This window comes from Ideonella alba, from assembly GCF_018069845.1.
Lineage (GTDB): Bacteria > Pseudomonadota > Gammaproteobacteria > Burkholderiales > Burkholderiaceae_C > Ideonella > Ideonella alba.
This window is the reverse complement of record NZ_JAGQDD010000003.1, coordinates 79,997-102,483: the sequence shown is the minus strand read 5'-3', so window position 1 is coordinate 102,483 and position 22,487 is coordinate 79,997. Positions and strand designations below refer to the sequence as shown.

Annotated in this window: 19 protein-coding genes; 13 read left to right on the top strand and 6 right to left on the bottom strand. The window is 71.0% G+C overall.

The window, feature by feature from the left end:
• The first annotated feature begins 57 nt into the window (after positions 1-57).
• The 3 genes from KAK03_RS06255 to KAK03_RS06245 are packed head-to-tail and all read left to right on the top strand — an operon-like array spanning position 58 to position 2,776.
• On the top strand, positions 58-1,503 hold the full coding sequence (locus KAK03_RS06255; RefSeq protein ID WP_210852480.1) for a sensor histidine kinase: 1,446 nt from the start codon (positions 58-60) through the stop codon (positions 1,501-1,503).
• On the top strand, positions 1,500-1,946 hold the full coding sequence (locus tag KAK03_RS06250) for a hypothetical protein (protein ID WP_210852478.1): 447 nt from the start codon (positions 1,500-1,502) through the stop codon (positions 1,944-1,946). Before KAK03_RS06255 ends, KAK03_RS06250 begins: the two co-directional genes overlap by 4 nt.
• The gene (locus tag KAK03_RS06245; RefSeq protein WP_210852477.1) at positions 1,943-2,776 is read left to right on the top strand and encodes a LytR/AlgR family response regulator transcription factor; all 834 of its coding nucleotides are present in this window, start codon (positions 1,943-1,945) and stop codon (positions 2,774-2,776) included. Before KAK03_RS06250 ends, KAK03_RS06245 begins: the two co-directional genes overlap by 4 nt.
• A gap of 24 nt (positions 2,777-2,800) precedes the next feature.
• Here KAK03_RS06245 and KAK03_RS06240 read toward each other — a convergent pair whose 3' ends face one another.
• Entirely contained in the window at positions 2,801-4,630 is a 1,830-nt protein-coding gene (locus KAK03_RS06240; RefSeq protein ID WP_247660966.1) for a S8 family peptidase, read from the bottom strand.
• Positions 4,631-4,773: 143 nt separating this feature from the next.
• Here KAK03_RS06240 and KAK03_RS06235 point away from each other — a divergent pair, with 143 nt between their 5' ends.
• The 10 genes from KAK03_RS06235 to KAK03_RS06190 all read left to right on the top strand — a co-directional run bounded on the left by KAK03_RS06235 (position 4,774) and on the right by KAK03_RS06190 (position 13,344).
• Positions 4,774-5,676 carry an SMP-30/gluconolactonase/LRE family protein gene (locus KAK03_RS06235; protein ID WP_210852475.1) on the top strand — a complete coding sequence of 301 codons (903 nt, stop codon included), beginning with the start codon at positions 4,774-4,776 and terminating at the stop codon, positions 5,674-5,676.
• A 235-nt stretch (positions 5,677-5,911) separates the two neighbouring features.
• Positions 5,912-6,400 (top strand): ATP synthase subunit I, encoded by a 489-nt coding sequence (locus KAK03_RS06230; RefSeq protein WP_210852474.1) that lies wholly within the window; start codon positions 5,912-5,914, stop codon positions 6,398-6,400.
• A 20-nt stretch (positions 6,401-6,420) separates the two neighbouring features.
• Positions 6,421-7,287, top strand: coding sequence for a F0F1 ATP synthase subunit A (atpB, locus tag KAK03_RS06225; RefSeq protein ID WP_210852472.1), 867 nt, complete (start codon positions 6,421-6,423; stop codon positions 7,285-7,287).
• A gap of 68 nt (positions 7,288-7,355) precedes the next feature.
• Positions 7,356-7,619, top strand: a complete 264-nt coding sequence (gene atpE / locus KAK03_RS06220) for a F0F1 ATP synthase subunit C (RefSeq protein WP_022979952.1) — start codon at positions 7,356-7,358, stop codon at positions 7,617-7,619.
• A gap of 88 nt (positions 7,620-7,707) precedes the next feature.
• Positions 7,708-8,178 carry a F0F1 ATP synthase subunit B gene (locus KAK03_RS06215; protein ID WP_210852470.1) on the top strand — a complete coding sequence of 157 codons (471 nt, stop codon included), beginning with the start codon at positions 7,708-7,710 and terminating at the stop codon, positions 8,176-8,178.
• Between the two features lie 27 nt (positions 8,179-8,205).
• Positions 8,206-8,739 (top strand): F0F1 ATP synthase subunit delta, encoded by a 534-nt coding sequence (locus tag KAK03_RS06210; RefSeq protein WP_210852468.1) that lies wholly within the window; start codon positions 8,206-8,208, stop codon positions 8,737-8,739.
• 82 nt (positions 8,740-8,821) lie between these two features.
• Positions 8,822-10,375, top strand: coding sequence for a F0F1 ATP synthase subunit alpha (gene atpA, locus KAK03_RS06205; RefSeq protein ID WP_210852467.1), 1,554 nt, complete (start codon positions 8,822-8,824; stop codon positions 10,373-10,375).
• A 79-nt stretch (positions 10,376-10,454) separates the two neighbouring features.
• Positions 10,455-11,339, top strand: a complete 885-nt coding sequence (gene atpG / locus KAK03_RS06200) for a F0F1 ATP synthase subunit gamma (RefSeq protein ID WP_210852465.1) — start codon at positions 10,455-10,457, stop codon at positions 11,337-11,339.
• Between the two features lie 53 nt (positions 11,340-11,392).
• Positions 11,393-12,799, top strand: coding sequence for a F0F1 ATP synthase subunit beta (atpD, locus tag KAK03_RS06195; RefSeq protein WP_210852463.1), 1,407 nt, complete (start codon positions 11,393-11,395; stop codon positions 12,797-12,799).
• A gap of 125 nt (positions 12,800-12,924) precedes the next feature.
• On the top strand, positions 12,925-13,344 hold the full coding sequence (locus tag KAK03_RS06190) for a F0F1 ATP synthase subunit epsilon (protein ID WP_210852461.1): 420 nt from the start codon (positions 12,925-12,927) through the stop codon (positions 13,342-13,344).
• Between the two features lie 57 nt (positions 13,345-13,401).
• Here KAK03_RS06190 and KAK03_RS06185 read toward each other — a convergent pair whose 3' ends face one another.
• From KAK03_RS06185 to KAK03_RS06165, 5 genes are read right to left on the bottom strand one after another with little or no spacing between them, the layout of a single operon-like run.
• Positions 13,402-13,821, bottom strand: a complete 420-nt coding sequence (locus KAK03_RS06185; RefSeq protein ID WP_210852459.1) for a hypothetical protein — start codon at positions 13,819-13,821, stop codon at positions 13,402-13,404.
• Positions 13,818-16,952 (bottom strand): eCIS core domain-containing protein, encoded by a 3,135-nt coding sequence (locus KAK03_RS06180; RefSeq protein ID WP_210852457.1) that lies wholly within the window; start codon positions 16,950-16,952, stop codon positions 13,818-13,820. Before KAK03_RS06180 ends, KAK03_RS06185 begins: the two co-directional genes overlap by 4 nt.
• Positions 16,949-18,271: an ATP-binding protein gene (locus tag KAK03_RS06175; RefSeq protein WP_210852455.1), complete on the bottom strand. Its 1,323-nt coding sequence runs from the start codon at positions 18,269-18,271 to the stop codon at positions 16,949-16,951. The genes KAK03_RS06180 and KAK03_RS06175 overlap by 4 nt, the downstream gene beginning before the upstream one ends.
• A complete protein-coding gene (locus KAK03_RS06170) occupies positions 18,268-19,755 on the bottom strand; it encodes a contractile injection system tape measure protein (RefSeq protein WP_210852453.1) in 1,488 nt (495 codons plus the stop codon). Before KAK03_RS06170 ends, KAK03_RS06175 begins: the two co-directional genes overlap by 4 nt.
• Before the next feature lie 6 nt (positions 19,756-19,761).
• Positions 19,762-22,485, bottom strand: a complete 2,724-nt coding sequence (locus KAK03_RS06165) for a hypothetical protein (protein WP_210852451.1) — start codon at positions 22,483-22,485, stop codon at positions 19,762-19,764.
• Positions 22,486-22,487: the final 2 nt, after the last annotated feature.

Here is a 22,487-nt window from a genome sequence, read left to right as displayed (position 1 = left end):
GTCGCACCAGACTGGGGCTGCCCCTACAGTGAGCGTGCCGAAAGAGCCCACACGACCATGAACGCCACCACCCACCCCGACCTGCGGCCCTTCCCGCGCCGCTTTGCCGACGGCGCCGTGCGCGCCTTCCACACCTACGGCACCTGGCTGGCCAGCATCAGCTGGGGCCGCTTCTTCGTGCTGGCGCTGGCGCTGCTGGTGGGCATGGCCATTCTCAAGAGCCTGCCGCCCTTCAGCTGGCACTACACCGAGACGGTCGAGATCGATGCCCCCGACACGCCGCGCGCCCCCACCCCGCCCAAGCCGCCCAAGCCGTCCAAGCCGCTGATCCACATCGAGAAGGGCGCCACCGGCCCCGGCAGCGAGGACCGCGGCGTGGACATCGAGATCGGCGCCGGCGGCATCCGCATCCGCGCGGCCAAGCCGGCGGCCTCGGCGGCGTCCGGGGCGGCGTCGGCCGTGCCGGGCGCGGCGTCGGGCGCGGCCTCGGCCGCCGCGGTGACACCGGACGAGGTGCACATCACCGCCGGCGAGCGCGGCGTCAGCATCAAGCTGCCCCCGGGCGCCGATGCCGAGGACGTGCGCGACGCGGTGGAGGAAGCCCGCCAGGCCATCCTGGATGCGGTCGAGGCCGAGAAGGATGCGCGCCAGGCCGCCGAGGATGCCCGCCAGGCGGCGGTCGAGATGAGCGGCCAGCCGCGCATCGAGCGCCGCACCGTCAGCTACGGCGAATCGCTGCCCGAGCTGGCGCTGCTGTGGATCCTGGCCTCGGCGGTGCTGAAGATCACCTACAAGGGCCGGCTGCAGGCCGAGGTCAAGGCCGCCCAGGCCACTGAAACCGCCGAGGCCGAGTCGCTCAAGCGCCAGGTCGTGGAAGCCCGCATGGCGGCGATGCAGGCCCAGGTCGAGCCGCATTTCCTGTTCAACACGCTGGCGTCGATCGACCACCTGATCGAGACCGACCCGCCCCGCGCCAGCCAGATGCAGAAGAACCTGATCGCGCTGCTGCGCGCCAGCATGCCCACGATGCGCGAGACCGGCGACGGCGCCGCCCGCGACCTGGGCCGCGAGCTGGCGGTGGTGCGGCCCTACGTCGAGATCCTGAAGGTGCGCATGGAAGAGCGCCTGGACGCCCAGATCGACGTGCCCGACGGCCTGCTGTCGGCCGAGTTCCCGGCGATGATGATCCAGACCCTGGTCGAGAACGCGATCCGCCACGGCCTGGAGCCCAAGCCCGAGGGCGGCCAGCTGCGCGTCAAGGCCGAGATCGTCCATGGCCAGCTGGCGGTCAGTGTCAGCGACACCGGCGTGGGCTTCGGCAACGCCGCCACCGCCGGCACCGGCGTGGGGCTGGACAACATCCGCGAGCGGCTGAAGCTGCTGCACGGCCACAAGGCCTCGCTCACCGTGGCGGCCAACCCGGTGGGCGGCACCATCGTCACCATCACCGTGCCCTACCGCAGCGTTGGCCACGCGGCCCAGGGCGAAGGAGCCAAGGCATGAACACCGTCGAGTCTTCCCGGCGCACGCAGCGTGGTGCGGTGCGCATCGGCTGGTGGCTGCTGGCGCTGATGATGCTGGCGGTGGTGGGCATCTTCGCCGCCGCCTGGGTGACGATGCTGGAGGGGCCGCAGTCGCTGATCCAGGTGGTGGTCAACGGCGAGGAACTGCACTTCAAGCCCACCGGCCCGCTGCCGCCGGCGCACCAGGTGGTGCTGGCCGGCATCGGCGGCCTGCTGGCGCTGGGCACGGTGGCGGTGGTGCTGGTGGCGCTGCCGCTGGCCCTGCTGGCCGCCGCCGCGGTGCTGGTGGTGGTGCTGCTGGCCGGCGTGGGTCTGCCGCTGGCGGCGGTGGCGGTGGTGCTGGGCCTGCTGCTGTCGCCGCTGTGGCTGCTGGGTTGGGCCCTGTGGCGCGCGCTGCGGCCGCCACGTAGCATCGCGGCATGAACTCCTCGCAAGCCCCGACGGCCGTGCTGGCCGACGACGAACGCCTGATGCGCGACCAGCTGCGCGCCCGCCTGGCCGAGGCCTGGCCCGCGCTGCAGCTGGTGGCCGAAGCCAAGAACGGCGCCGAGGCGGTGGAGCTGGTGGCCCAGCACCGCCCTGACGTGGTCTTCCTGGACATCCGCATGCCGGGCATGACGGGGGTCGAGGCGGCCCGGCAGATCGCCCAGATGGAGATCGACGACGACGAGCTGCTGCCCGAGATCGTCTTTATCACCGCCTACGACCAGTACGCGGTCGAGGCCTTCGAGCAGGGCGCCGCCGACTACGTGCTCAAACCCGCCGAGCGCGAGCGCCTGAAGGTCACGGTGGAGCGTCTGCAACGCCGCCTGGCCGCCCGCGAGAGCGACGCCGACGCCGGCACCGACACCCCCGCCCAGCCGCTGCAGCAACTGCTGCACCGCCTCAGCGCCCAGGGCGCCGGTGGCCTGCCGGCCAAGCCGCCCGCCTACCTCAAGTGGATCCAGGCCAGCGTCGGCCAGGCGATCCAGATGATCCCGGTCGACGAGGTGCTGTTCTTCATCAGCGACGAGAAGTACACCCGGGTCCAGACCGCCTCGGTGGAGGCGCTGATCCGCAAGCCGATCAAGGAGCTGATCGACGAGCTCGACCCCGAGCGCTTCTGGCAGATCCACCGCTCCACGCTGGTGGCGGTTTCGGCGATCGCCTCGGTCACGCGGGACTTCCGCGGCCGCCAGATCGTGGCCGTCAAGGGCCACACGCAAAAGCTCGAGGTCAGCCGCAGCTACACCCACCTGTTCAAGGGGATGTAGCCGCGGGCCGCGGCCGCCGGCCGCTCACTGCACGTCGACTTCCAGCGTGTAGGTGCCGTTGACGCCGGTGCTGCCGCTGACACGCAGCACCCGCAGGTAGAAGTTGGTGGTGGTGGCGTTGAGATTGCGCCAGGTGAACTGGTCGGGCAGGCCCACGCCGCGCGTGCTGTTGAGCCGCACCACCCCCGCCGGATTGCGCAGCGCCAGGTCGTAGTTCGACGAGGCGTTCGGGATCAGGCGGGCGGTCAGCGTGGCGCCGGGGGCCATGGCCACGCGGTAGTGGTCGACGTCGGTGGTGCTGCCCACCGTGCCCAGTACCCTGGCCGGGAAACTGCTGATCGCCTGGGCCGTGGCCAGCGTCTGGTTGGGTTCCACCTCGACGACGTCACTGGCCTGGGCGGCGCCAACGAAGACCGCCTTCACGGCGCGCTCGGCGTTGACGATGCCGGTGCCGCAGCCGCTGCAGGCCTGCGGGAAGCCGCGCGCGGTGCCCTTGATCAGGGCCTCCACCTCGTCCGGTGTCAGGCTGGCATTGCGCGACAGCATCAGCGCCGCCACGCCCGCCACGTGCGGCGTGGCCATCGAGGTGCCCTGGTAGGACTGGTAGATGTCGTTGCCGGGCGTGGCGCCGCCGTCGTTGAGCGTCGACAGGATGCCCGCCGCCGCGCCGCGGGCGAGATTGCCGCCCGGCGCGGCCACGTCCACCACGCCGCCATAGTTGGAGTAGGGCGCCTTGGCGCCGCCCGGGCCGGTGGCGGCCACGGTGATCGTGCCGCGGCAGTTGGCCGGGTTGAAGCCCCCGGCCGGCGCGTTGGAGTTGCCAGCGGCCACCACCACCACGCTGCCGCGGCTGCGGGCGCCATCGATCGCGCTTTGCAGCGTGGTCGAGCAGGCGCCGGAGCCGCCCAGCGACAGGTTCAGCACCCGCGCCGGCGTGGTGTTGTCAGGCACGCCCGAGACGCTGCCGCCCGAGGCCCAGGCGATGGCGTCGGCGATGTCCGAGTTGTAGCCGCCGCCGCAGCCCAGCGCGCGCACCGGCAGGATCTTGGCGCCATAGGCCACCCCGGCCACGCCCACGCCGTTGTTGGTCAGCGCGGCGATGGTGCCCGCCACATGCGTGCCGTGCCAGCTGCTGTGGCCGCTGCTGCAGCCGTCACCCGGGTCCAGCGCGTCGGCGTCGCGGCCGTCGCCGTCGTGGCCCATGCTGGCGCTGGTGACGAAGTCGTAGCCGGACAGCAGGTTGTCGGCCAGGTCGGCGTGCGGGCGCACGCCGGTGTCGATCACCGCCACCACCACCCCGGCCCCCGTGGCCAGGTCCCAGGCCGCCGGCAGGCGGATGCCGCCGACCGTGTCGAAGTAGTGCCACTGCTGGCTGTACATCGGGTCGTCGGGGGTCATGGCGACGAAGACCCGGCGGTCGGGCTCGGCGTAGAGGACGCTGGGGTCGTCGGCCATCAGCCGCTGGGCGACGGCGCGCAGCTCGCTGACCGGGCGCAGGCCGTCGAGCGTCATCACCTGGGCGCCCAGGCCGCCGCGGTGCACCCGGCGCACCGTCAGGCCCTGGCGGTGCAGCGCGTCATGGGTGGGCTGCGAGGCGCTGAGCACGCTGCGCCGGTTGCCGGGGCTGCCGTTGCGGTAGCGCACGATCAGGCGGTCGGTGAACTGGCCCGCGTCGGGGTCGACCACGCCATCGGCCGCCTCGGCCAGGTCCTGCTGGCGGCTGGACAGGTCCTCGCGCACCGGCCCCCGGGTGTCGGCGCGGGCGCTCTCGTGGACCAGGGCACCCAGCAGGATCAGGCCGGCCAGCGCGGTGATCAGCGCGGGGCGGGGCAGGGGGGCGGTGCGTGAAGGCATGGTGGGGCTCGCTGCAAAACGCGGATCTGGGCCGCTCAAGGCCTGTTCATCGGCCGATCCTGCGCCCCAGTTGAGCCGAGCCCCCCCGCCGTTCCGCGCACTTTGACGCACCCAGGTAACCCGCTGCGCCGACAATCCAGCCCATGAACCCGCCGAGCTTCCAGCCGCTGCCCGTGCCGCCTGCGCGTCTGGGCGAGTCGCCGCTGTGGCACCCGCAGGAGCACGCCCTGTATTGGTGCGACATCCCGGGCCGGGCGCTGCACCGCTGGCAACCGGCGCTGGCGCAGCACCAACGCTGGGACCTGCCCACCGAGCCCGGCTGCTGCGCCCCGATCGACGGCGGCGGCCTGCTGCTGGCGATGCGCGACGGCCTGTGGCGCTTCGACACCGCCACCGGCCAGCGCCAGTGGCTGGCCGATCCGCCCTACGACCCGGCCACCGAGCGCTTCAACGACGGCAAGGCCGCGCCGGACGGCAGCTTCTGGGTGGGCACGATCTACGAGCCGCGCGACCCGCCGCTGGCCGCGCTGTACCGCTGGGCCCACGGGCGGCTGCAGCGCATGGCCGACGGCATCACCACCAGCAACGGCCTGGCCTGGAGCCCCGACGGCGACACGATGTACTGGACCGACACCAAGGCCCACTGCATCCGCGCCTTCGATGGCGTGCGGGGCGCCGAGCAACTGCCCCCGCCGCGGGTGCTGGCGCAGTTCACGCCGCGCCAGCCCGGCCAGGCGCTGGACAGCTACGGGGGCCGCCCGGACGGCGCCGCGGTGGATGTGGAAGGCGCCTACTGGTGCGCGATGTACGAGGGCCAGCGACTGCTGCGCCTGGCACCCGACGGCCGGGTGCTGGCCGACTGGCCGCTGCCGGTGCGCTGCGCCACCATGCCCTGCCTGGGCGGCGAGGACGGCCGCACGCTGTTCGTCACCACCGCCCGCGAGGGGCGGCCGGCCGAGGAGCTCGCTGTCCAGCCCTGGGCGGGTCAGGTGCTGTGCGCGCGGGTCGAGGTGCCGGGCCTGCCGGCCAACCTGGTGCGGCTCTGATCCCGTCCACCGCGGCAAGATTTCATGATGCGGAATTGACCGGGGTTCAGTGCCCAGTTCTGACGCCGGGACTGCGGCTTTGGCGCCACACCTGAGCCCCCCGACAGGCTGCCCGCCGGGGCACGCCCCAGGCGGGGGATATCCGAGCGCACCGTCCGGGGGATCTGGGCCGCATGAGGGTTTGCCCATATAATCCCGAGGCTTTGCCGCCCGGATCCCAGGAATTTTTGACCCAATGTCGACTCGGCGTGATGAACGCCCCGACCCGTGGGCAGACCCTGAAGATGAGGACGCGAAGCGGCCGTTCAAGCCACTGACCCGTGAAGAGGCTCAGGCGCTTGCAGCGGCCGACCCGTCCGTTTCGCCGTGGCGGGTGATCGTGGTGCAAGCCGCGGTCGGGCTGGTGATGGGCGCGCTCGCGTGGCTCATCTTCGGCCAGCAGGGGATTGTGTGGTCGGTGCTGTATGGCGCGGCCACGGTGGTGGTGCCGGGGGCCTTGATGGCGCGCGGCATGACCAGTCGGCTCAGCAGCCTGGCGCCCGGCGTTTCCGCCGTCAGCTTCATGTTGTGGGAGTTCGGCAAGATCGCGGTCTCGCTCGCCATGCTCGCGCTGGCGCCGAGACTGGTACCCGGTCTGAGCTGGCCAGCGCTGCTGGTGGCCCTGATCGTGTGCATCAAGGTGTACTGGGTCGCGCTGTCATGGCGAGGCCGTCGGAAAAATTGACTGAACTACAACGCACGCCAATGTCTGCAGAAGCCCACGACGCCGCAGCGCAAGCGCCCACCGCTGGCGAGTACATCAACCACCACCTGACTTTCTGGGCCAACAAGCACAGTACGTCGCCGTTCGATCTGAGCGTGTTCCACTGGGACACCATCATCTTCGCGGTCACGCTGGGGGTGCTGGGCTGCTTCATCCTGTGGCGCGCCGCCAGGTCGGCCACCTCGGGGGTGCCGGGCCGCTTCCAGGCCGCGGTCGAGCTGCTGGTCGAGATGGTCGACAGCCAGGCCAAGGGCATCGTCCACAACGCCAACAGCCGCAAGCTGGTGTCGCCGCTGGCCCTGACCGTGTTCGTCTGGATCTTCCTGATGAACGCGATGGACCTGCTGCCGGTGGATCTGCTGCCGCTGCTGTGGCAGCTGATCTCGGGTGACCACCACGCCTACCTGCGCGTCGTGCCCACCGCCGACCTGTCGGCCACGATGGGCCTGTCGCTGGGCGTGCTGATCGTCTGCCTGGTCTACAACGTCAAGATCAAGGGCGTCGGCGGCTGGGCCCACGAGCTGATCTCGGCCCCGTTCGGCGACCACCCGGTGCTGTACCCGTTCAACTTCGCGATGCAGATCATCGAGTTCGTCGCCAAGACCGTCTCGCACGGCATGCGACTGTTCGGCAACATGTACGCCGGCGAGCTGATCTTCCTGCTGATCGCCTTGATGGGCGGCGCCTTCGCCTCGGTCGGCCTGGGCACCGGCATCGGCCTGGCCATCGGTCACATCATCGCCGGCTCGGCCTGGGCGATCTTCCACATCCTGATCATCACGCTGCAGGCCTTCGTGTTCATGATGCTGACGCTGGTGTACATCGGCCAGGCCCACGACGCGCACTGATCGGCGCACCGATCCGGATTCTTCCCTTTCCCTTCCTTTCCAACCCAACCTCTCAACTAGGAGTCATCATGGAAGTCATCAGCTTTGTTGCCCTCGCCGCCGGCCTGATCATCGGTCTGGGCGCTGTCGGTGCCTGTATCGGTATCGGCATCATGGGCAGCAAGTACCTCGAGTCCGCCGCCCGCCAGCCCGAACTGATGGGCGAGCTGCAGACCAAGATGTTCCTGCTGGCCGGCCTGATCGACGCGGCCTTCATCATCGGTACCGGTATCGCCCTGTGGTTTGCCACGGCCAACCCGTTCCTGGGCCAGCTCGCCGCCATCGCCAAGTAATTCGGCGTCTGTCGAGTTGAGAGGCCAAGGGCGCGCTGTTCGCGGCGCGCCCTTCGCTGAAGTCCCCGTCACCGTTTGAGGCAAACAAGTGAGCATCACCGGTACCCTCATCGTCCAGATGATCGTGTTCCTGATCCTGGTCTGGTTCACGATGAAATTCGTCTGGCCGCCGATCACCGCTGCCCTCGACGAGCGCGCGAAGAAGATCGCCGAAGGCCTGTCGGCCGCCGACAAGGCGAAGGTCGCGCTGGCTGACTCCGAGAAGAAGGTCGCCGCCGCGCTGACGTCCGCCAAGGACGACGCCGCCAAGCGCCTGGCCGACGCCGAGCGTCTGGCCCAGCAGCTGGTCGAAGAAGCCAAGGCCCGTGCCAACGAGGAAGGCGCCAAGATCGTCGCCGCCGCCAAGGCCGAAGCCGAACAGGAATCCATCAAGGCCCGCGAAGCCCTGCGCGAGCAGGTCGCCGTGCTGGCCGTCAAGGGCGCCGAAGCCATCCTGAAGCGCGAAGTCAACGCCGGCGTCCACGCCGAGCTGCTGACCCGCCTGAAGACCGAGCTCTGATCCGGCACCCCCACCCGAGCTGAAAAAATGGCCGAAGTAGCAACCATCGCACGTCCCTACGCCGAGGCCCTGTTCAAGGCCGCGGCCGGCAGCGACGCCCGCGCCCTGGCTGAACAGGTCGAGGCGATCGGCGCGGTCGCCAGCGACGCGCAACTGCGCCAGTTCGCCGACAACCCGAAGGTCACCGACACCCAGGTGATCGAGCTCGTCTCCGGCGTTGCCGGCGTCGCGCTCGACCCCAAGGTGCGCAACCTGCTGGCGGTCGCCCTGGAAAACGGCAAGCTGCCGGCGCTGCCGGAAATTGCCGCGCAGTTCCGCGCGCTGGTCAACGCCAGCACCGGCGTGTCGGATGCCCTGATCCAGAGCGCCTTCCCGCTCGACGCCAACCAGCTGGGCGACACCGTCGCCACGCTGGAGAAGCGCTTCGGCCGCAAGCTCAATGCCACCGTGCAGGTCGATGAGTCGCTCATCGGCGGCATCCGCGTGGTCGTGGGCGACGAGGTGCTCGACACCTCGGTCAAGGCCCGCCTCGAGCAGATGAAGGTCGCGCTGACCAGCTGAAGGCCTGTCGCCGCCCACCACCCACCGCATATCCACCGGCAGATGAAGCCCCGCTGAGGCTGCCGCGCTTTCGGAGAAGGCAATGCAACTCAATCCTGCAGAAATTTCGGAACTGATCAAGAGCCGCATCGAGGGCCTCGCCGCCCAGGCGGACATCCGCAACCAGGGCACCGTCGTCTCGGTGACCGACGGCATCGTCCGCGTCCACGGCCTGTCCGATGCGATGCAGGGCGAAATGCTGGAATTCCCCGCCGGCAAGGACGGCCAGCCCTCGTTCGGCCTGGCGCTGAACCTCGAGCGTGACTCGGTGGGCGCGGTGATCCTGGGCGAGTACGAGCACATCTCCGAAGGCGACACCGTCAAGTGCACGGGCCGCATCCTGGAAGTGCCGGTCGGCCCCGAGCTGATCGGCCGCGTGGTCAACGCGCTGGGTCAGCCGATCGACGGCAAGGGCCCGATCAACGCCAAGATGACCGACGTCATCGAAAAGGTCGCCCCGGGCGTGATCGCCCGCAAGTCGGTTGACCAGCCGGTGCAGTCGGGCCTGAAGTGCATCGACTCGATGGTGCCCGTCGGCCGTGGCCAGCGCGAGCTGATCATCGGCGACCGCCAGACCGGCAAGACCGCGGTGGCGATCGACGCGATCATCAACCAGAAGGGTCAGAACATGACCTGCATCTACGTCGCGATCGGTCAGAAGGCTTCGTCGATCAAGAACGTGGTGCGCTCGCTGGAGCAGGCCGGTGCGATGGACTACACCATCGTCGTGGCCGCCTCGGCCTCTGAATCGGCGGCGATGCAGTACGTGTCGGCCTACTCCGGCTGCACGATGGGCGAGTACTTCCGCGACCGCGGCCAGGACGCCCTGATCATCTATGACGACCTGTCCAAGCAGGCCGTTGCCTACCGCCAGGTTTCGCTGCTGCTGCGCCGCCCGCCGGGCCGCGAAGCCTTCCCTGGCGACGTGTTCTATCTCCACAGCCGCCTGCTCGAGCGCGCCGCCCGCGTGAACGCCGACTACGTCGAAGCCTTCACCAAGGGCGAGGTCAAGGGCAAGACCGGTTCGCTGACCGCGCTGCCGATCATCGAGACGCAAGCCGGTGACGTGTCCGCCTTCGTGCCGACCAACGTGATCTCGATCACCGACGGCCAGATCTTCCTGGAAACCAACCTGTTCAACGCCGGTGTCCGTCCCGCGATCAACGCCGGTATCTCGGTGTCGCGCGTCGGTGGCGCTGCCCAGACCAAGCTGATCAAGAGCCTGTCCGGCGGTATCCGTACCGACCTGGCCCAGTACCGTGAGCTGGCCGCGTTCGCGCAGTTCGCCTCGGACCTGGACGCCTCGACCAAGAAGCAGCTGGACCGCGGTGCCCGCGTGACCGAGCTGCTCAAGCAGGCCCAGTACCAGCCGCTGTCGATCTCGCTGATGGCCGCCTCGCTGTATGCCGTCAACAAGGGCTACCTGGACGACATCGAGGTCAAGAAGGTGCTGTCGTTTGAAAGCGGCCTGCACCAGTTCCTGAAGTCCAGCCACGCGGCCCTGCTGGCCAAGATGGAAGCCGACAAGGCCATGGACAAGGCGGCCGAGGAAGAGCTGAACGGCGCGATTGCCGCCTTCAAGAAGTCCTTCGCCTGAAGCCACTGACTGACGGGACAGCCCGCCACCGCCTCAACACCGTGCGCGAGCCGTCCCTCACCCACTAGGAGAAACAGTCATGGCAGTCGGAAAGGAAATCCGCGGCAAGATCAAATCGGTGGAGAACACCAAGAAGATCACCAAGGCCATGGAAATGGTCGCCGCGTCGAAGATGCGCAAGGCGCAGGAACGCATGCGTTCCGCGCGCCCCTACAGCGACAAGATCCGCAACATCACCGCCAACCTGTCGCAGGCCAACCCGGAATACCACTCGGCGTACATGCGCCAGGGCGGCCAATCGGGCGTCAGCGGTTTCGTCGTCGTCACCACCGACAAGGGTCTGTGCGGCGGCCTGAACACCAACATCCTGCGCGCCGTCACGGCCAAGATGAAGGACGTTCAGGGCGCTGGCGCCAAGGTCGAGGCGGTGGCGATCGGCTCCAAGGGCTACGGCTTCCTGAACCGCATCGGCGCCAAGGTGGTCTCGCAGGTCACCGGCCTGGGCGACGCCCCTCAGATCGAGAAGCTGATTGGCCCGGTCAAGGTCATGCTCGATGCCTTCGTTGAGGGCAAGGTGGACGCCGTCTACCTGTGCTACACGAAGTTCATCAACACGATGAAGCAGGAGCCGGTCGTCGAGCAGCTGCTGCCGCTGTCGGCCGACGCGCTGGCCCAGACCGAAGCCGAGAAGTCGGCCCACAGCTGGGACTACCTGTACGAGCCGGACGCGGCCACCGTCATCGACGAGCTGCTGACCCGCTACATCGAGGCGCTGGTCTACCAGGCCGTGGCCGAGAACATGGCCTCCGAGCAGTCGGCACGCATGGTGGCGATGAAGGCCGCGACCGACAACGCCGGCACGCTGATCGGTGAGCTCAAGCTCATCTACAACAAGACCCGCCAGGCGGCGATCACGAAGGAACTCTCCGAGATCGTCAGCGGCGCGGCCGCGATCAGCGGTTGACGGCACACGCTCGACCCAGCGTTCGAAACGAATCAAGATTGAAGGAACTGGAAATGACTCAAGCCCAAGGCAAGATCGTTCAGTGCATCGGCGCCGTCGTGGACGTGGAATTCCCGCGCGACCAGATGCCCCGCGTCTATGACGCCCTGAAGATGGAAGGCTCCGCGCTGACCCTCGAAGTCCAGCAGCAGCTGGGTGACGGCATCGTCCGCACCATCGCGCTGGGCTCGTCCGACGGCCTGCGCCGCGGCGTCACCGTGACCAACACCGGCAACCCCATCACCGTCCCGGTTGGCAAGGCCACCCTGGGCCGCATCATGGACGTGCTGGGCAACCCGATCGATGAGCGCGGCGATGTCTCGCAAGAGCTGACCGCCTCGATCCACCGCAAGGCCCCGTCCTACGACGAGCTGAGCCCCTCGCAGGAACTGCTGGAAACCGGCATCAAGGTGATCGACCTGATCTGCCCGTTCGCCAAGGGCGGCAAGGTGGGTCTGTTCGGTGGCGCCGGCGTGGGCAAGACCGTGAACATGATGGAGCTGATCAACAACATCGCCAAGGCCCACTCGGGTCTGTCGGTGTTCGCCGGTGTGGGTGAGCGCACCCGCGAGGGCAACGACTTCTATCACGAGATGGCCGACTCCGGCGTCGTGAACCTGGAGAACCTGGGCGAGTCCAAGGTGTCCATGGTCTACGGCCAGATGAACGAGCCCCCGGGCAACCGTCTGCGCGTGGCCCTGACCGGCCTGACCATCGCCGAGTCGTTCCGCGACGAAGGCCGTGACGTGCTGTTCTTCGTGGACAACATCTACCGCTACACCCTGGCCGGTACCGAAGTGTCCGCGCTGCTGGGCCGCATGCCGTCCGCCGTGGGCTACCAGCCGACGCTGGCCGAGGAAATGGGCCGCCTGCAGGAGCGCATCACCTCCACCAAGGTCGGCTCGATCACCTCGATCCAGGCCGTGTACGTGCCGGCGGATGACCTGACCGACCCGTCGCCCGCCACCACCTTCGCCCACCTGGACGCCACCGTGGTGCTGTCGCGTGACATCGCCTCGCTGGGTATCTACCCGGCCGTGGACCCGCTGGACTCGACCAGCCGCCAGATCGACCCGAACGTCATCGGCGAAGAGCACTACAGCACCACCCGTGCCGTGCAGGCCACGCTGCAGCGCTACAAGGAACTGCGCGACATCATCGCGATCCTGGGCATGGACGAGCTGTCGCCGGAAGACAAGCTGGCCGTGGCCCGCGCCCGCAAGATCCAGCGCTTCCTGTCGCAGCCCTTCCACGTGGCTGAAGTGTTCACCGGCTCGCCGGGCAAGTACGTGCCGCTGAAGGAAACCATCCGCGGCTTCAAGATGATCGTCGCCGGCGAGTGCGATCACCTGCCGGAGCAGGCCTTCTACATGGTCGGCACCATCGACGAAGCCTTCGAGAAAGCGAAGAAGATCCAGTAAGACTTCGCATACGGGCGCCTGGCGTCGTTGGCCTCCTCGCCGTACGGGTGTACGGCTCCGGGGGCCGCCTAGCCAGACACCCGTCTGCTCGCTTACTGAACCTTCTTCAACGCTAGGAAACCAACATGGCAACGATTCACGTCGACGTCGTCTCCGCCGAAGAGAACATCTTCTCGGGCGAGGCGAAATTCGTCGCGCTGCCGGGCGAGAACGGCGAGCTGGGCATCCTGCCCCGCCACACGCCGCTGATCACCCGCATCAAGCCGGGCGCGGTGCGCATCGAGCGCGCCGACAACGGCGAGGAAGAGTTCGTCTTCGTCGCCGGTGGCATCCTGGAAGTGCAGCCGCACTGCGTGACCGTGCTGGCCGACACCGCGATCCGCGGCCATGACCTCGACGAGGCCAAGGCGGCCGAGGCGAAGAAGGCCGCCGAGGAAGCGATGAAGAACGCCAAGAGCGACATCGACTTCGCCAGCGCGCAAAGCGAGTTCGCCACCATGGCCGCCCAGCTGGCCGCGATCCAGAAGCTGCGCAAGAGCCGCTGAGTTCTCAGCCGCCAGCAGCCCAGAAGCCCGCCCGGCAGCGATGCCCGGCGGGTTTTTTCATGCCGCCAGTGGCGCCAGCGCGGCGGCGGCGGCCTCCACGGCCGCCATGCCCTCGGCCAGGGCGCGGCGCAGGCGCGCGGCGGCCGGGCCGTCGTCGCCCGCCACCCAGCCACAGCGCACCTGCACCAGGCCGTGGGCCTCGTCCAGGTCCAGCGCCACCCAGGGGCTGAAGCCGGCCTGCACGCGGTGCAGCGCCAGGCTGGCCGCGGGGCACTGCGACGGCGTCAGGCGCCGCGCCAGCAGGAAGCGCAGCGACCAGCGCAGCCCGGGCTCGTCCTCGCACAGCAGCAGGCCCGCGACCGGCGCCTCGCCCGCGGCAAAGCCCACGTGCCAGCGCCCCGGGCCATCGGGCTCGGCCTGCCAGTCGCACTCGCGCAGCAGCGCGTCCACCAGCGGGTGCAGGGCAGAGCGGGTCATGTGGTGATCGCCACGCTGCCCTTGAGCGCCCAGCGGTTGTTGACGTCGCGCAGGTGCGCCTTGATCTGCGCATCGGTGAAGCCCGAGCCGGCGATCGGCTTGCCGTCGGCGCCCAGCTCCTGACCGCGGTCCAGCCGCCGGCCCAGCGAGCGGTTGATGCTGGCGCCGCCCAGGAACAGGTTCTTCAGGTCGTTGAAGAAGCGCAGATGTCGGGCGCGCGCCGCGGCCTCGATCGCCGCATTGGACAGCGGCTTGGCCACCGTTTCACCGCGCGCCAGCAGCAGCGCCTTGGCCTTGGCCCAGCGCGACTCGCCCTTCAGCGTGGTCTCGTAGTGCTGGGCCATGTCCTTGGACGAGACGATGTGCCGGCGATCCAGCTTGGCCGCCACCAGGTCCTGGCCGGTGGGGTTCATCGCGGTGGCGGTCTCCACGGTGAAGCTGGGCCGGGTGATCTTGATGTCGGCCACCGCGCCGTCCACCTCGCCGGCGCCCACCAGCGCGGCCAGTGCATCGGCCAGCTGGGTGAAGGCCTGGTCGAGCTGGCCGTCCAGCGTGGTCAGCCGCGCCTCGTCCTGCGGCGACGCGGCCTCGGCCGCCACCAGGTCGGCCTGCACCTTGGCGATGTTGGCGCACAGGCCGGTGATCGTGGCGCGCTGCTGGGCGGTGCCGGGCCCCAGGTCGAAGCGGGCGACGAAGGCCTCGGGCGTCATCGGCGTCGAGCGCACCTGCAGCCGCGCGGCGCGGCCCTGGCCGCTGAACAGCAGCGTGTGCGACTCGCTGCCGCCGCCGAAGCTGCGCTTCTTCTTCCACCAGTTCAGCACCCGCTTCGCACCGGCCTTGAGCGCGCCCATCAGCCGCTTGGCCAGGCCGACGATCCAGGCCACCAGACGGTCCAGCGCGGCGTCGATCGGCGCGCGCACGCGCTGGATGATCTGCATCACCCGGTCGGCCACCTTGCCCAGCCCGGCGAAGCCGGCCAGGAAGCTGATCGCCAGGCTCAGCAGCCCGGCCAGCACCGACTCGACCCGGTTGGCCGCGGCGCCGATCGCGCCCGAGGCGATCGCCGCGATCGAGTTCAGGAAGCCGGTGACCACCTGGATGATGCGCGAGAGCCGGTTGATGAACACCATGATGGTGTCGTAGATCGCCACGATCGCGCTGATGAAGCCGGCGCCGGGAATGAACATCGCCACCAGCTTGGGAATCGCCTTCTGGGTGATCAGGCCCACCACCATGTCGATGATGCCGTCGACCACCATCTGCTTGAGGTTGCCCAGCGAGGTCTTGAGCTGGTCCCAGGCGGCCACCGGGCCCTCGGTGACCAGGGTCTTGACCACCGCCACGCCCATCTCGATGGCCTTCACCGCCGGCTCGCCCACCGCGCGTACCAGCTTGCCGCGCAGGTGGGCGTAGCTCAGGCCCAGCACGCTCAGCGCCAGCTTCAGGATCTCGGGCAGCGCGAAGCTGCGCGGGATGTAGACCCCCGGCAGCGAGCCGGTGAGCCAGTCGATCAGCCCGGCCTTCAGGTGCGCGCCGAAGCGGCCGGCAAACTGCAGGAAGCCGGCCTTGGCCGCACGCACCAGGTTGCCGACGAAGCCGATCGGGTTGCGGAAGATGCTGGCCAGCGCGCCGGCCGCGCGGCGGATATAGGGCATGGCCCCGGGCGCCACCACCGAGAACAGGATCTCCAGCAGACTCAGGACCGTGCCGCCAGCCCAGGACATGAAGCGGCCAAAGAAGCTGCCGAACACCCGCGCCAGCTTGGCGAAGGCGCGCGGCACCAGCACGATGTCCACCAGCTCCAGCGAGGTGAACGCGGCCACGAAGGTGGACGGGATCTCGCGCACGAAGCCCATCAGCCCGCCCAGCGCGCCCTGGAACCAGGCCCAGGCGCGCGCCACTGCGTTGCCCTTCTTCAGGTTCTGCCAGACCTCATCCTGGCCAATCAGCTTCATGAAGCCGCCGATCAACGTATCGGCGGTGCGCGGCACGGCGTCGCCGGTGACCGGATCGAAGCCCAGCACCGCCTTCAGCAGGTCGTAGCCCGCGGTGCCCTCGGCCAGGCGGCCCAGCGGCCGCAGGATGGCCTCCTTGATGAAGCCGATGATGCCGCCGATCAGGCTGGCGCCGAAGTCGATCAGCTGGTTGATCGGTTCGGTGACGATGCGCTTGGCGCGGTCCCACAGCCCGCCCAGGTCGAAGATGTCGGTCCAGCTCAGCGAGTCCAGGAACTCGTCGATCGAGGCACGCACCGACGCGCCGATGCCGGCCAGCGCATTGAACTGCTGCGACATCCAGGCCGCCACGCGGTCGACGATGCCGTGGTTGTCCAGCGCCTGCGTGACCAGCGCGCCGCCGGGGACCAGCTCGATCACCGCGCGCAGCAGGTTGGCCGGGCTGCGCTCGACCGTGCTCATGTTGACCGGGTTGACACCGATCACCAGCGTGAACATCCGGAAGCCCGGGATGTAGTGCGCCTTCTCGGCGAAGTAGTCCAGCGCGTCCGAGATGCCCAGCCGCTGCACCTGCGGCGCGGTGCGCTGCTGCACCGGCGGCGCGCTGGCCGCCAGGCGCGGCAAGGCCACCGGGCGGGGCGCCGCCAGCGCCGCCCGCCGTGGCGCCGGCCCCTGGCGCACCGCGCCTTGCTGGATGGTGTGGGTCAGCTCGTGCGCCACCAGCGCGCGCCCCGCCGCGCTGTCGGGCTGGAAGGCGCCGCGGCCCATGAAGATGTCGGCGCCCAGCGTGAAGGCGCGCGCCTGCTGGCCGCGCGCCAGGCGTGCCGAGCGCTCGCTGTCGTGCAGGCGCACGGCGTCCAGACGCGCATCCAGGCGCGCCTCCATGAAGTGCTTCAGCGCCGCCGGCAACGGCTGGCCGCCGCCGCCACCCAGCGCGCGACCGGCCTGCAGGGCTGCAGCCGAGGGCGGCGCACCGGCGGGTCCGCTGCGCCGCGGCGCACCCGCGGGCAGGGCCATCACCTGGGCCGCGACGCGGTCGGCCTCGCGCTCGGCGGCCGAGTGGCGGCTGTCACGCGCCGAGCGCAGCGGCGCAGCCGCGGGCCGCGCCTGGCGCGCCGGCACCGGCGGCGTGCGCTGCTCGACGCGGGCCACGAAGCGCGGCGCGGTGGTGCTCACAGGCTGCGCCCTTCCTTGACCAGCTCGCGGCGCACGCCCTCGTCCAGGTCCGCCGCGCGCAGCAGGCCGTCAGCGCGCTGGGCGGCGCGCAGGCAGGCCACGCGCACCGCGTTCATGATCGTGCCGCCGGCGATCTCGTGGCGCTGGGCCAGCGCCGGCAGGTCCACGTCGGGCGCCGGTGTCAGCGCCGCCGGCAGCGCCTCGCGCCACAGGCGCAGGCGCTCGGCCGGGCGCGGCAGCGCGAAGGCCACCACGCTCTGGAAGCGGCGCTGGAAGGCGTCGTCGATGTTGCCCTTGAGGTTGCTGGCCAGCAGCACCACGCCGGGAAACTCCTCGACGCGCTGCAGCAGGTAGCTGATCTCCTGGTTGGCATAGCGGTCGTGGGCGTCGCTGACCTGGCTGCGCTTGCCGAACAGCGCGTCGGCCTCGTCGAAGAACAGGATCCAGTCCTGCCGCTCGGCCTCGTCGAACAGCTGCGCCAGGTTCTTCTCGGTCTCGCCGATGTACTTGGACACCAGCGCCGCCAGGTCCACCCGCATCACCGGCCGTGCGCAGCGCTGGCCCAGCAGCGCCGCCGACAGCGTCTTGCCCGTGCCCGGCGGGCCGTGGAACAGCGCCGCGTAGCCGGGCTTCAGGCGCCGCCCCAGGCCCCAGTCGACCAGCAGCTGCTGGCGGTGGGTGCGCCACAGCACGATCTCCTCCAGCTGCGCCAGGGTCATCGGCGGCAGCACCAGGTCGGACCAGCCCAGGCCGGTGCGCAGCGGGTGCGCCAGGCTGGCGCTGGGCGCGGCCTGCACCGGCTCGGCCAGCGGACCCAGCAGCTGCCGCAGCAACTGCGGCCCCGGCCGCCAGGCGCCGCACAGCGCGGCCTGGCCCTCGGGCGCTGCGCCCAGCTGCAGCCAGGCCCCCTGGTCCAGCGCGGTCAGCGTGTGCAGCAGCCGCCAGGCCTGCAGCCGCTGTTCGCCCTCCATGCCGCCCAGCAGGAAGCAGGCGGTCTCGCCGGTGGGCGCGAAGGCGCCGTGCTCGCCGTGCGCCAGGCCGCCGAACTCGGTGAAGCCGCGGCCGGTGTCGCTGCGCCGCGCGAACAGCATGTCCAGCAAGGCCGGCTGCAGCCACGGCGCCATCGCCAGCCACAGCAGCGCACGGGCGTCGCGGCCGTGCAGCGGCGCGGGCAGTGCGGCCAGCAGCGCCGGCAGGGGCTCGGGCGGCGGCGCGTCGGTGGGCTCGGCCGACGGGGCGGCTTCGAAGTGCTCGGCCAGCCGCCATTGCCACAGGCGGCCCAGCCAGGCCAGCTCGCGGTCGATCTGGTCGCTGCTCATGGCGCGCTCCAGTCCACCTGCAGCGGCTGGGCCATCCAGGGCAGGCGGATCCATGCCAGGCCCCAGGGCAGGCGCGACAGCAGCAGGTCGAAGGCCTCGGGCAGCGGCCGCAGCAGCCAGCCCTCGCCCTGGCGCGAGAGCAGGCCGGGCCGCTGCAGAAAGCTGGTGCGCAGGCTGTCGACGCCGGTGCGGCCCAGCGCGCCCCAGTGGTCGATCGCCGCCGCCAGCAGCGCCTGCACCTCGGCCTGCTCCTGCGGGGTGGGTGGGCACAGCGGCAGCGGCCAGCCCAGATCGGGCGGGCAGCCCAGCAACAGCTTGACCACCGGCAACGCCCACTCGCCGTCCTCGGCCGGTGCCTCCGGGGCCTGGGCCAGCGCGCGCAGCAGGCCGCCGGCCCGCGCCAACGCCAGTGGGTCCCAGGCCTGGTCCGGGCGCGCCGGTGTGGGCACGTCACAGGCCCGCAACAGCGCCGGCACCCACGGGTGCAGCAGCACCAGGCCGGCCAGCGGCACCATCCAGCCCGGCTCGGCGCGGGGCTGCACGGCGCGGGCCAGCGGCCGGGCGGTGGGGGCGGTGTCGACCCCGGGCGGCGGGGCGGCGGGTGGGGGTGCGTTGCGGGGACGGTCCGGTGGGGTCGGCGTGCCGGCGAAGCCCTCCGGCCACAGGGCCTGGGCCAGCGCCGCGATGGACGGCGTCGTCGGGGCCACTGCGGACGGCCCTGCCGCGACGCCGCCGCCCGGCCCGGCGCTGTGCCAGGCCAGCCACAGCGCCTGCAGCGGGCCGCGCCGCGCCTGCGGCACCGAGGGCTGGGCCAGCCAACGGGCCAGGGCCGCGGGGGAGGGCGTCGATCCTTCGTGCACCGCGGCCGTGGCGGCGGTGACCGCCTGCTGGGCCTGCCACCAGGCCTCGCGCGCGGGCCCGGGCCACAGCGCCCACCAGCGCTGCCACCAGCCCAGCAGCAGGGTGGGATCGGTGGGCGGCGGCGCTGCGCGCCAGACGAGGCCGTCCTGCGCCAGCGCCTCGGCGGCGGCCTGCAGGCGCGGGCGCAGCGCCTCGGGCGCCAGGCCGCCCAGGGCCCAGGGCAGGTGGCCGGTGGCCAGGTAGTCCAGCAGCGCCCGGGCCGGCAACAGGGCGACGGTGTCGGCGGCCGCCTCGCCTGCGGGCGCAGCGCCACCCGGCCCGGCGGCCGCGGCGCTGCGCCGCAGGCCGTGCAGCTGCGGCGCCAGCTGGGCGCGCAGATGCTGCACCAGCGCGTCGGCCGGCGCCTCCAGCCAGGACGGATCCAGTTGCAGCTCGACCCTGGCCAGTTGCAGCCAGCCACCGTCGTCCAGGCCGTCCAGCGCCTCACCCAGCGCCTGCTGCAGCCGCTCCTGACCGCTGACCAGGCGCTGGCGCAGCGCCAGCGCCTCGGCCGCGCCGGCCGCGCGGGCCTGCCAGCGCAGGCGGCGCACGCGGTGCGGCAGGGGCGCGAGCGGCGGGCTCACCGGTGATCAGCGCTGCAGGCCCAGCGAGAACTGCTGCAGGCGCTGCACCATGCCGCCCTTGGTGTCCGTGCCGCCCTGCAGCTTGCCCAGTCGGCCCTGCAGCTCCTTGCCGACCGTGCCGCCACCGACCTGGGCGATCGCCCCGGTGAGCAGCGTCGGCACGGCGGCACCGCGGCCGCCGACACCCACATCCACCTCGGTCACCAGCAGCTGCTGGGTGGTCTGCACCACCGCCTCGGCCAGCTGGCCGCGCAGGTCCTGCAGCAGGGTGTCGGCGCGCTCGCGCTCGGCGCTCGACAGCTGGCTCGACGCGGCCAGCGTCTGCGCCTTGCGCACGTCTTCCTGCAGCCGGCCGACGCGCTCGGCCATCATGTCGACCAGGCCGTTGCCGGTGTCGAAGGTGAAGCCCTCGAGCTTGCCCGGCAGCAGGGTGTACTTGAAGACGCCGTCGAGGTAGCTCTTCTGTGCATCGAACTGCGCCAGCCAGTCCTTCTGTACCTCGGCGCGCACCACGCTGACGCGGTCGTTCAGCACCATATCCAGCGGGCGGATGATGCGCACCGCGCGTTCGCGCAGCAGGTCGGGCCGCCACGGCAGCACCTGCAGCGGCGGCAGGTCGGGCTCGTCCTCGTCCTCTTCGGGCTCCCAGTGGTCCAGCGCCAGGTCGGTGATGACGCGGCCCTGGTCGTCGTAGACCAGCACCAGGGTGCCGCCGCGCGGCACGCCGCCGGCATGCACGGCGCCCGGGTTCTCGGCCAGGAAGTTGGGCATCAGCAGGCGGTCGTCCTGCTGCGCGTCGCGGTGGTCGATCAGCTGGTCCAGCCACTGCAGCCAGTGCGGCCGGTTGCTCAGCAGCAGGCCGTCGTGCGCGGCGCTGAAATCGGTGCGCGCCACCGTGCCCAGATCGGAGCGCGTCTGCGCCACCTGGCCCAGCGTCTGGCCCCACTGGAAGATCCAGTTCGGTGAGGTGCCGCCGCCGCCCAGCGCGCGGTAGTCACCGTAGCGGCGCGCCTGCAGCACCGGGGCGCTGTCCTTCTGCAGCGTGCCCAGCCGGTTGGTGGTGTTGGTGGCTGCATCGATGACCGACACGCCTTCGCCCACGGTGCGCGGCACCGTGGTGTCATCGACCGCCTGGCGCAGCTGCTCGCTCTGCCGCTGGTGCAGCGCCAGGCCGTCGGCCAGCTGCACCTGCAGGTCCTGGCGCAGCAGGTGGTGGAAGCGGTGCAGGTCGGTCACCCGCACCGATGGCCGCAGCACCAGGCGGGCGCGGTCGGTGTGCAGCAGCACCGCGCGCACCGTGAAGGGCAGCTGGAACTGGCGGATCTGGGCGCGCAGCGCGTCGCGCACGCTGCGCACCGGCTGGCCGAGGTGGCCCTCGACACGGAAGAAGTCGTGGCCCAGCAGCACGCGAGACAGCGGCGGCGGCACGCCGCGCCGGTCGGCCGGCACGCGGTAGCCCAGGTTGCTCTGCTGCTGGCCGCGCGCCGCGCGCAGGTAGTGCCAGCCGGTCTGCAAGGGGAACTCGCCGCTCAGCGTGTAGTACCAGGGGATGGCGCGCTCCTCCAGCGGCGCGGTGGCGGTGCGCGAGGGGGTCACCCGCAGCGTGGTGTCCTGCGGCCAGACGAAGGCGCCGACCAGCAGGTGCAGCTTCCAGATCAGGAAGCTGGCGTGCGCCGCGGCCTCGCGGGTGCCGGCGCTCGAGGGCGCCGGGTACAGACCGCTGCGGAACTGGCGCGGTGCGCCCAACTGGCCCAGCAGCAGGTGCTTCGGGAAGGCGCCCAGCTCGGGCAGCAGCACGCTGTCGTCCAGGAACAGCTGCTCGCGCAGCGCGCCCCAGGTGTCGACCAGGTCGCCCAGGTGCTCCAGCCACAGCGGGCCGCCACCGCTGCGCGACGCCGCCTCGGTGCGCCGCTGGCGCAGCCGGGCCACCCAGTCCAGCGGCGCGCTGGCGTTGCCGCACAGCGCGGCCACGCGCTCGCCGAAGGTCGAGGCCAGGGCGCTGAACGCGGTGGCCAGGGCCTCCAGCGTGGCGTCGCCGGCCGTCAGGCAGGCCTGGGCCAGACCCTGGGTGCTGTTCAGGCCCTGCAGCCGCGGGGCGGTGGCCTGCACCTCGGGCAGCGCGCGGGCGCGCTCGCAGGCGGGCAGCAGCGCCTGCTCGCCCTGCTGCAGCGCGGCGGCGTCCTCGGCCGAGCACAGCAGCCAGCGCAGGCGGTGCAGCGCGTCGCGGCCGAGGTTGTCGCAGTCGGTGCCGTTGCACAGGTCGGGGTCGTTCTCGACGCTCTCCATCAGCGCCACCACCACGCGCCCCGGCAGCGCGCCGGGCAGCTCCATCAGCGGCCGCGTGCGCGTGTCCTCGTCGCCCGGGGCCACCAGCTCGACCAGCTCGCGCATGGTCTCGGGGCCGGTGTAGAAGGGCTCGTAGCGCGGGGCCTCGCGGTCGTAGGGGCGCCAGGACGAGAACTGGGTGGTCTCGGCCAGCTCGATCAGGTCGCCGTCGGTGCTCAGGCCCAGGCCGCGGGTGATGCGCACGCCGGCATCGGTCAGGGCCACCTGCAGGCCATCGACCAGGCCCACGCCGATCAGGCGCACGCGGGTCAGCCGGCCCTGGTCATCGAACCAGTCGGACAGGCGGTTGAGCTGGCCATGGGTGAGCACCTGGTCGGGCTCGAACACCGGGCTGCCGTGCGACAGCGTGGCGAGGCTTCTCAGGACGGCGGATGTGGTGGCCATGG

What these genes read in the sequence shown, in the direction of transcription:
- KAK03_RS06190 (WP_210852461.1), top strand. Translation starts at nt 12,925, where the DNA reads ATGGCAACGATTCACGTCGACGTCGTCTCCGCCGAAGAGAACATCTTC.
- atpE (WP_022979952.1), top strand. Translation starts at nt 7,356, where the DNA reads ATGGAAGTCATCAGCTTTGTTGCCCTCGCCGCCGGCCTGATCATCGGT.
- KAK03_RS06235 (WP_210852475.1), top strand. Translation starts at nt 4,774, where the DNA reads ATGAACCCGCCGAGCTTCCAGCCGCTGCCCGTGCCGCCTGCGCGTCTG.
- KAK03_RS06175 (WP_210852455.1), bottom strand. Translation starts at nt 18,271, where the DNA reads ATGAGCAGCGACCAGATCGACCGCGAGCTGGCCTGGCTGGGCCGCCTG.
- KAK03_RS06240 (WP_247660966.1), bottom strand. Translation starts at nt 4,630, where the DNA reads ATGCCTTCACGCACCGCCCCCCTGCCCCGCCCCGCGCTGATCACCGCG.
- KAK03_RS06230 (WP_210852474.1), top strand. Translation starts at nt 5,912, where the DNA reads ATGTCGACTCGGCGTGATGAACGCCCCGACCCGTGGGCAGACCCTGAA.
- atpD (WP_210852463.1), top strand. Translation starts at nt 11,393, where the DNA reads ATGACTCAAGCCCAAGGCAAGATCGTTCAGTGCATCGGCGCCGTCGTG.
- KAK03_RS06210 (WP_210852468.1), top strand. Translation starts at nt 8,206, where the DNA reads ATGGCCGAAGTAGCAACCATCGCACGTCCCTACGCCGAGGCCCTGTTC.
- atpG (WP_210852465.1), top strand. Translation starts at nt 10,455, where the DNA reads ATGGCAGTCGGAAAGGAAATCCGCGGCAAGATCAAATCGGTGGAGAAC.
- KAK03_RS06245 (WP_210852477.1), top strand. Translation starts at nt 1,943, where the DNA reads ATGAACTCCTCGCAAGCCCCGACGGCCGTGCTGGCCGACGACGAACGC.
- KAK03_RS06185 (WP_210852459.1), bottom strand. Translation starts at nt 13,821, where the DNA reads ATGACCCGCTCTGCCCTGCACCCGCTGGTGGACGCGCTGCTGCGCGAG.
- KAK03_RS06255 (WP_210852480.1), top strand. Translation starts at nt 58, where the DNA reads ATGAACGCCACCACCCACCCCGACCTGCGGCCCTTCCCGCGCCGCTTT.
- atpB (WP_210852472.1), top strand. Translation starts at nt 6,421, where the DNA reads ATGTCTGCAGAAGCCCACGACGCCGCAGCGCAAGCGCCCACCGCTGGC.
- KAK03_RS06250 (WP_210852478.1), top strand. Translation starts at nt 1,500, where the DNA reads ATGAACACCGTCGAGTCTTCCCGGCGCACGCAGCGTGGTGCGGTGCGC.
- KAK03_RS06165 (WP_210852451.1), bottom strand. Translation starts at nt 22,485, where the DNA reads ATGGCCACCACATCCGCCGTCCTGAGAAGCCTCGCCACGCTGTCGCAC.
- atpA (WP_210852467.1), top strand. Translation starts at nt 8,822, where the DNA reads ATGCAACTCAATCCTGCAGAAATTTCGGAACTGATCAAGAGCCGCATC.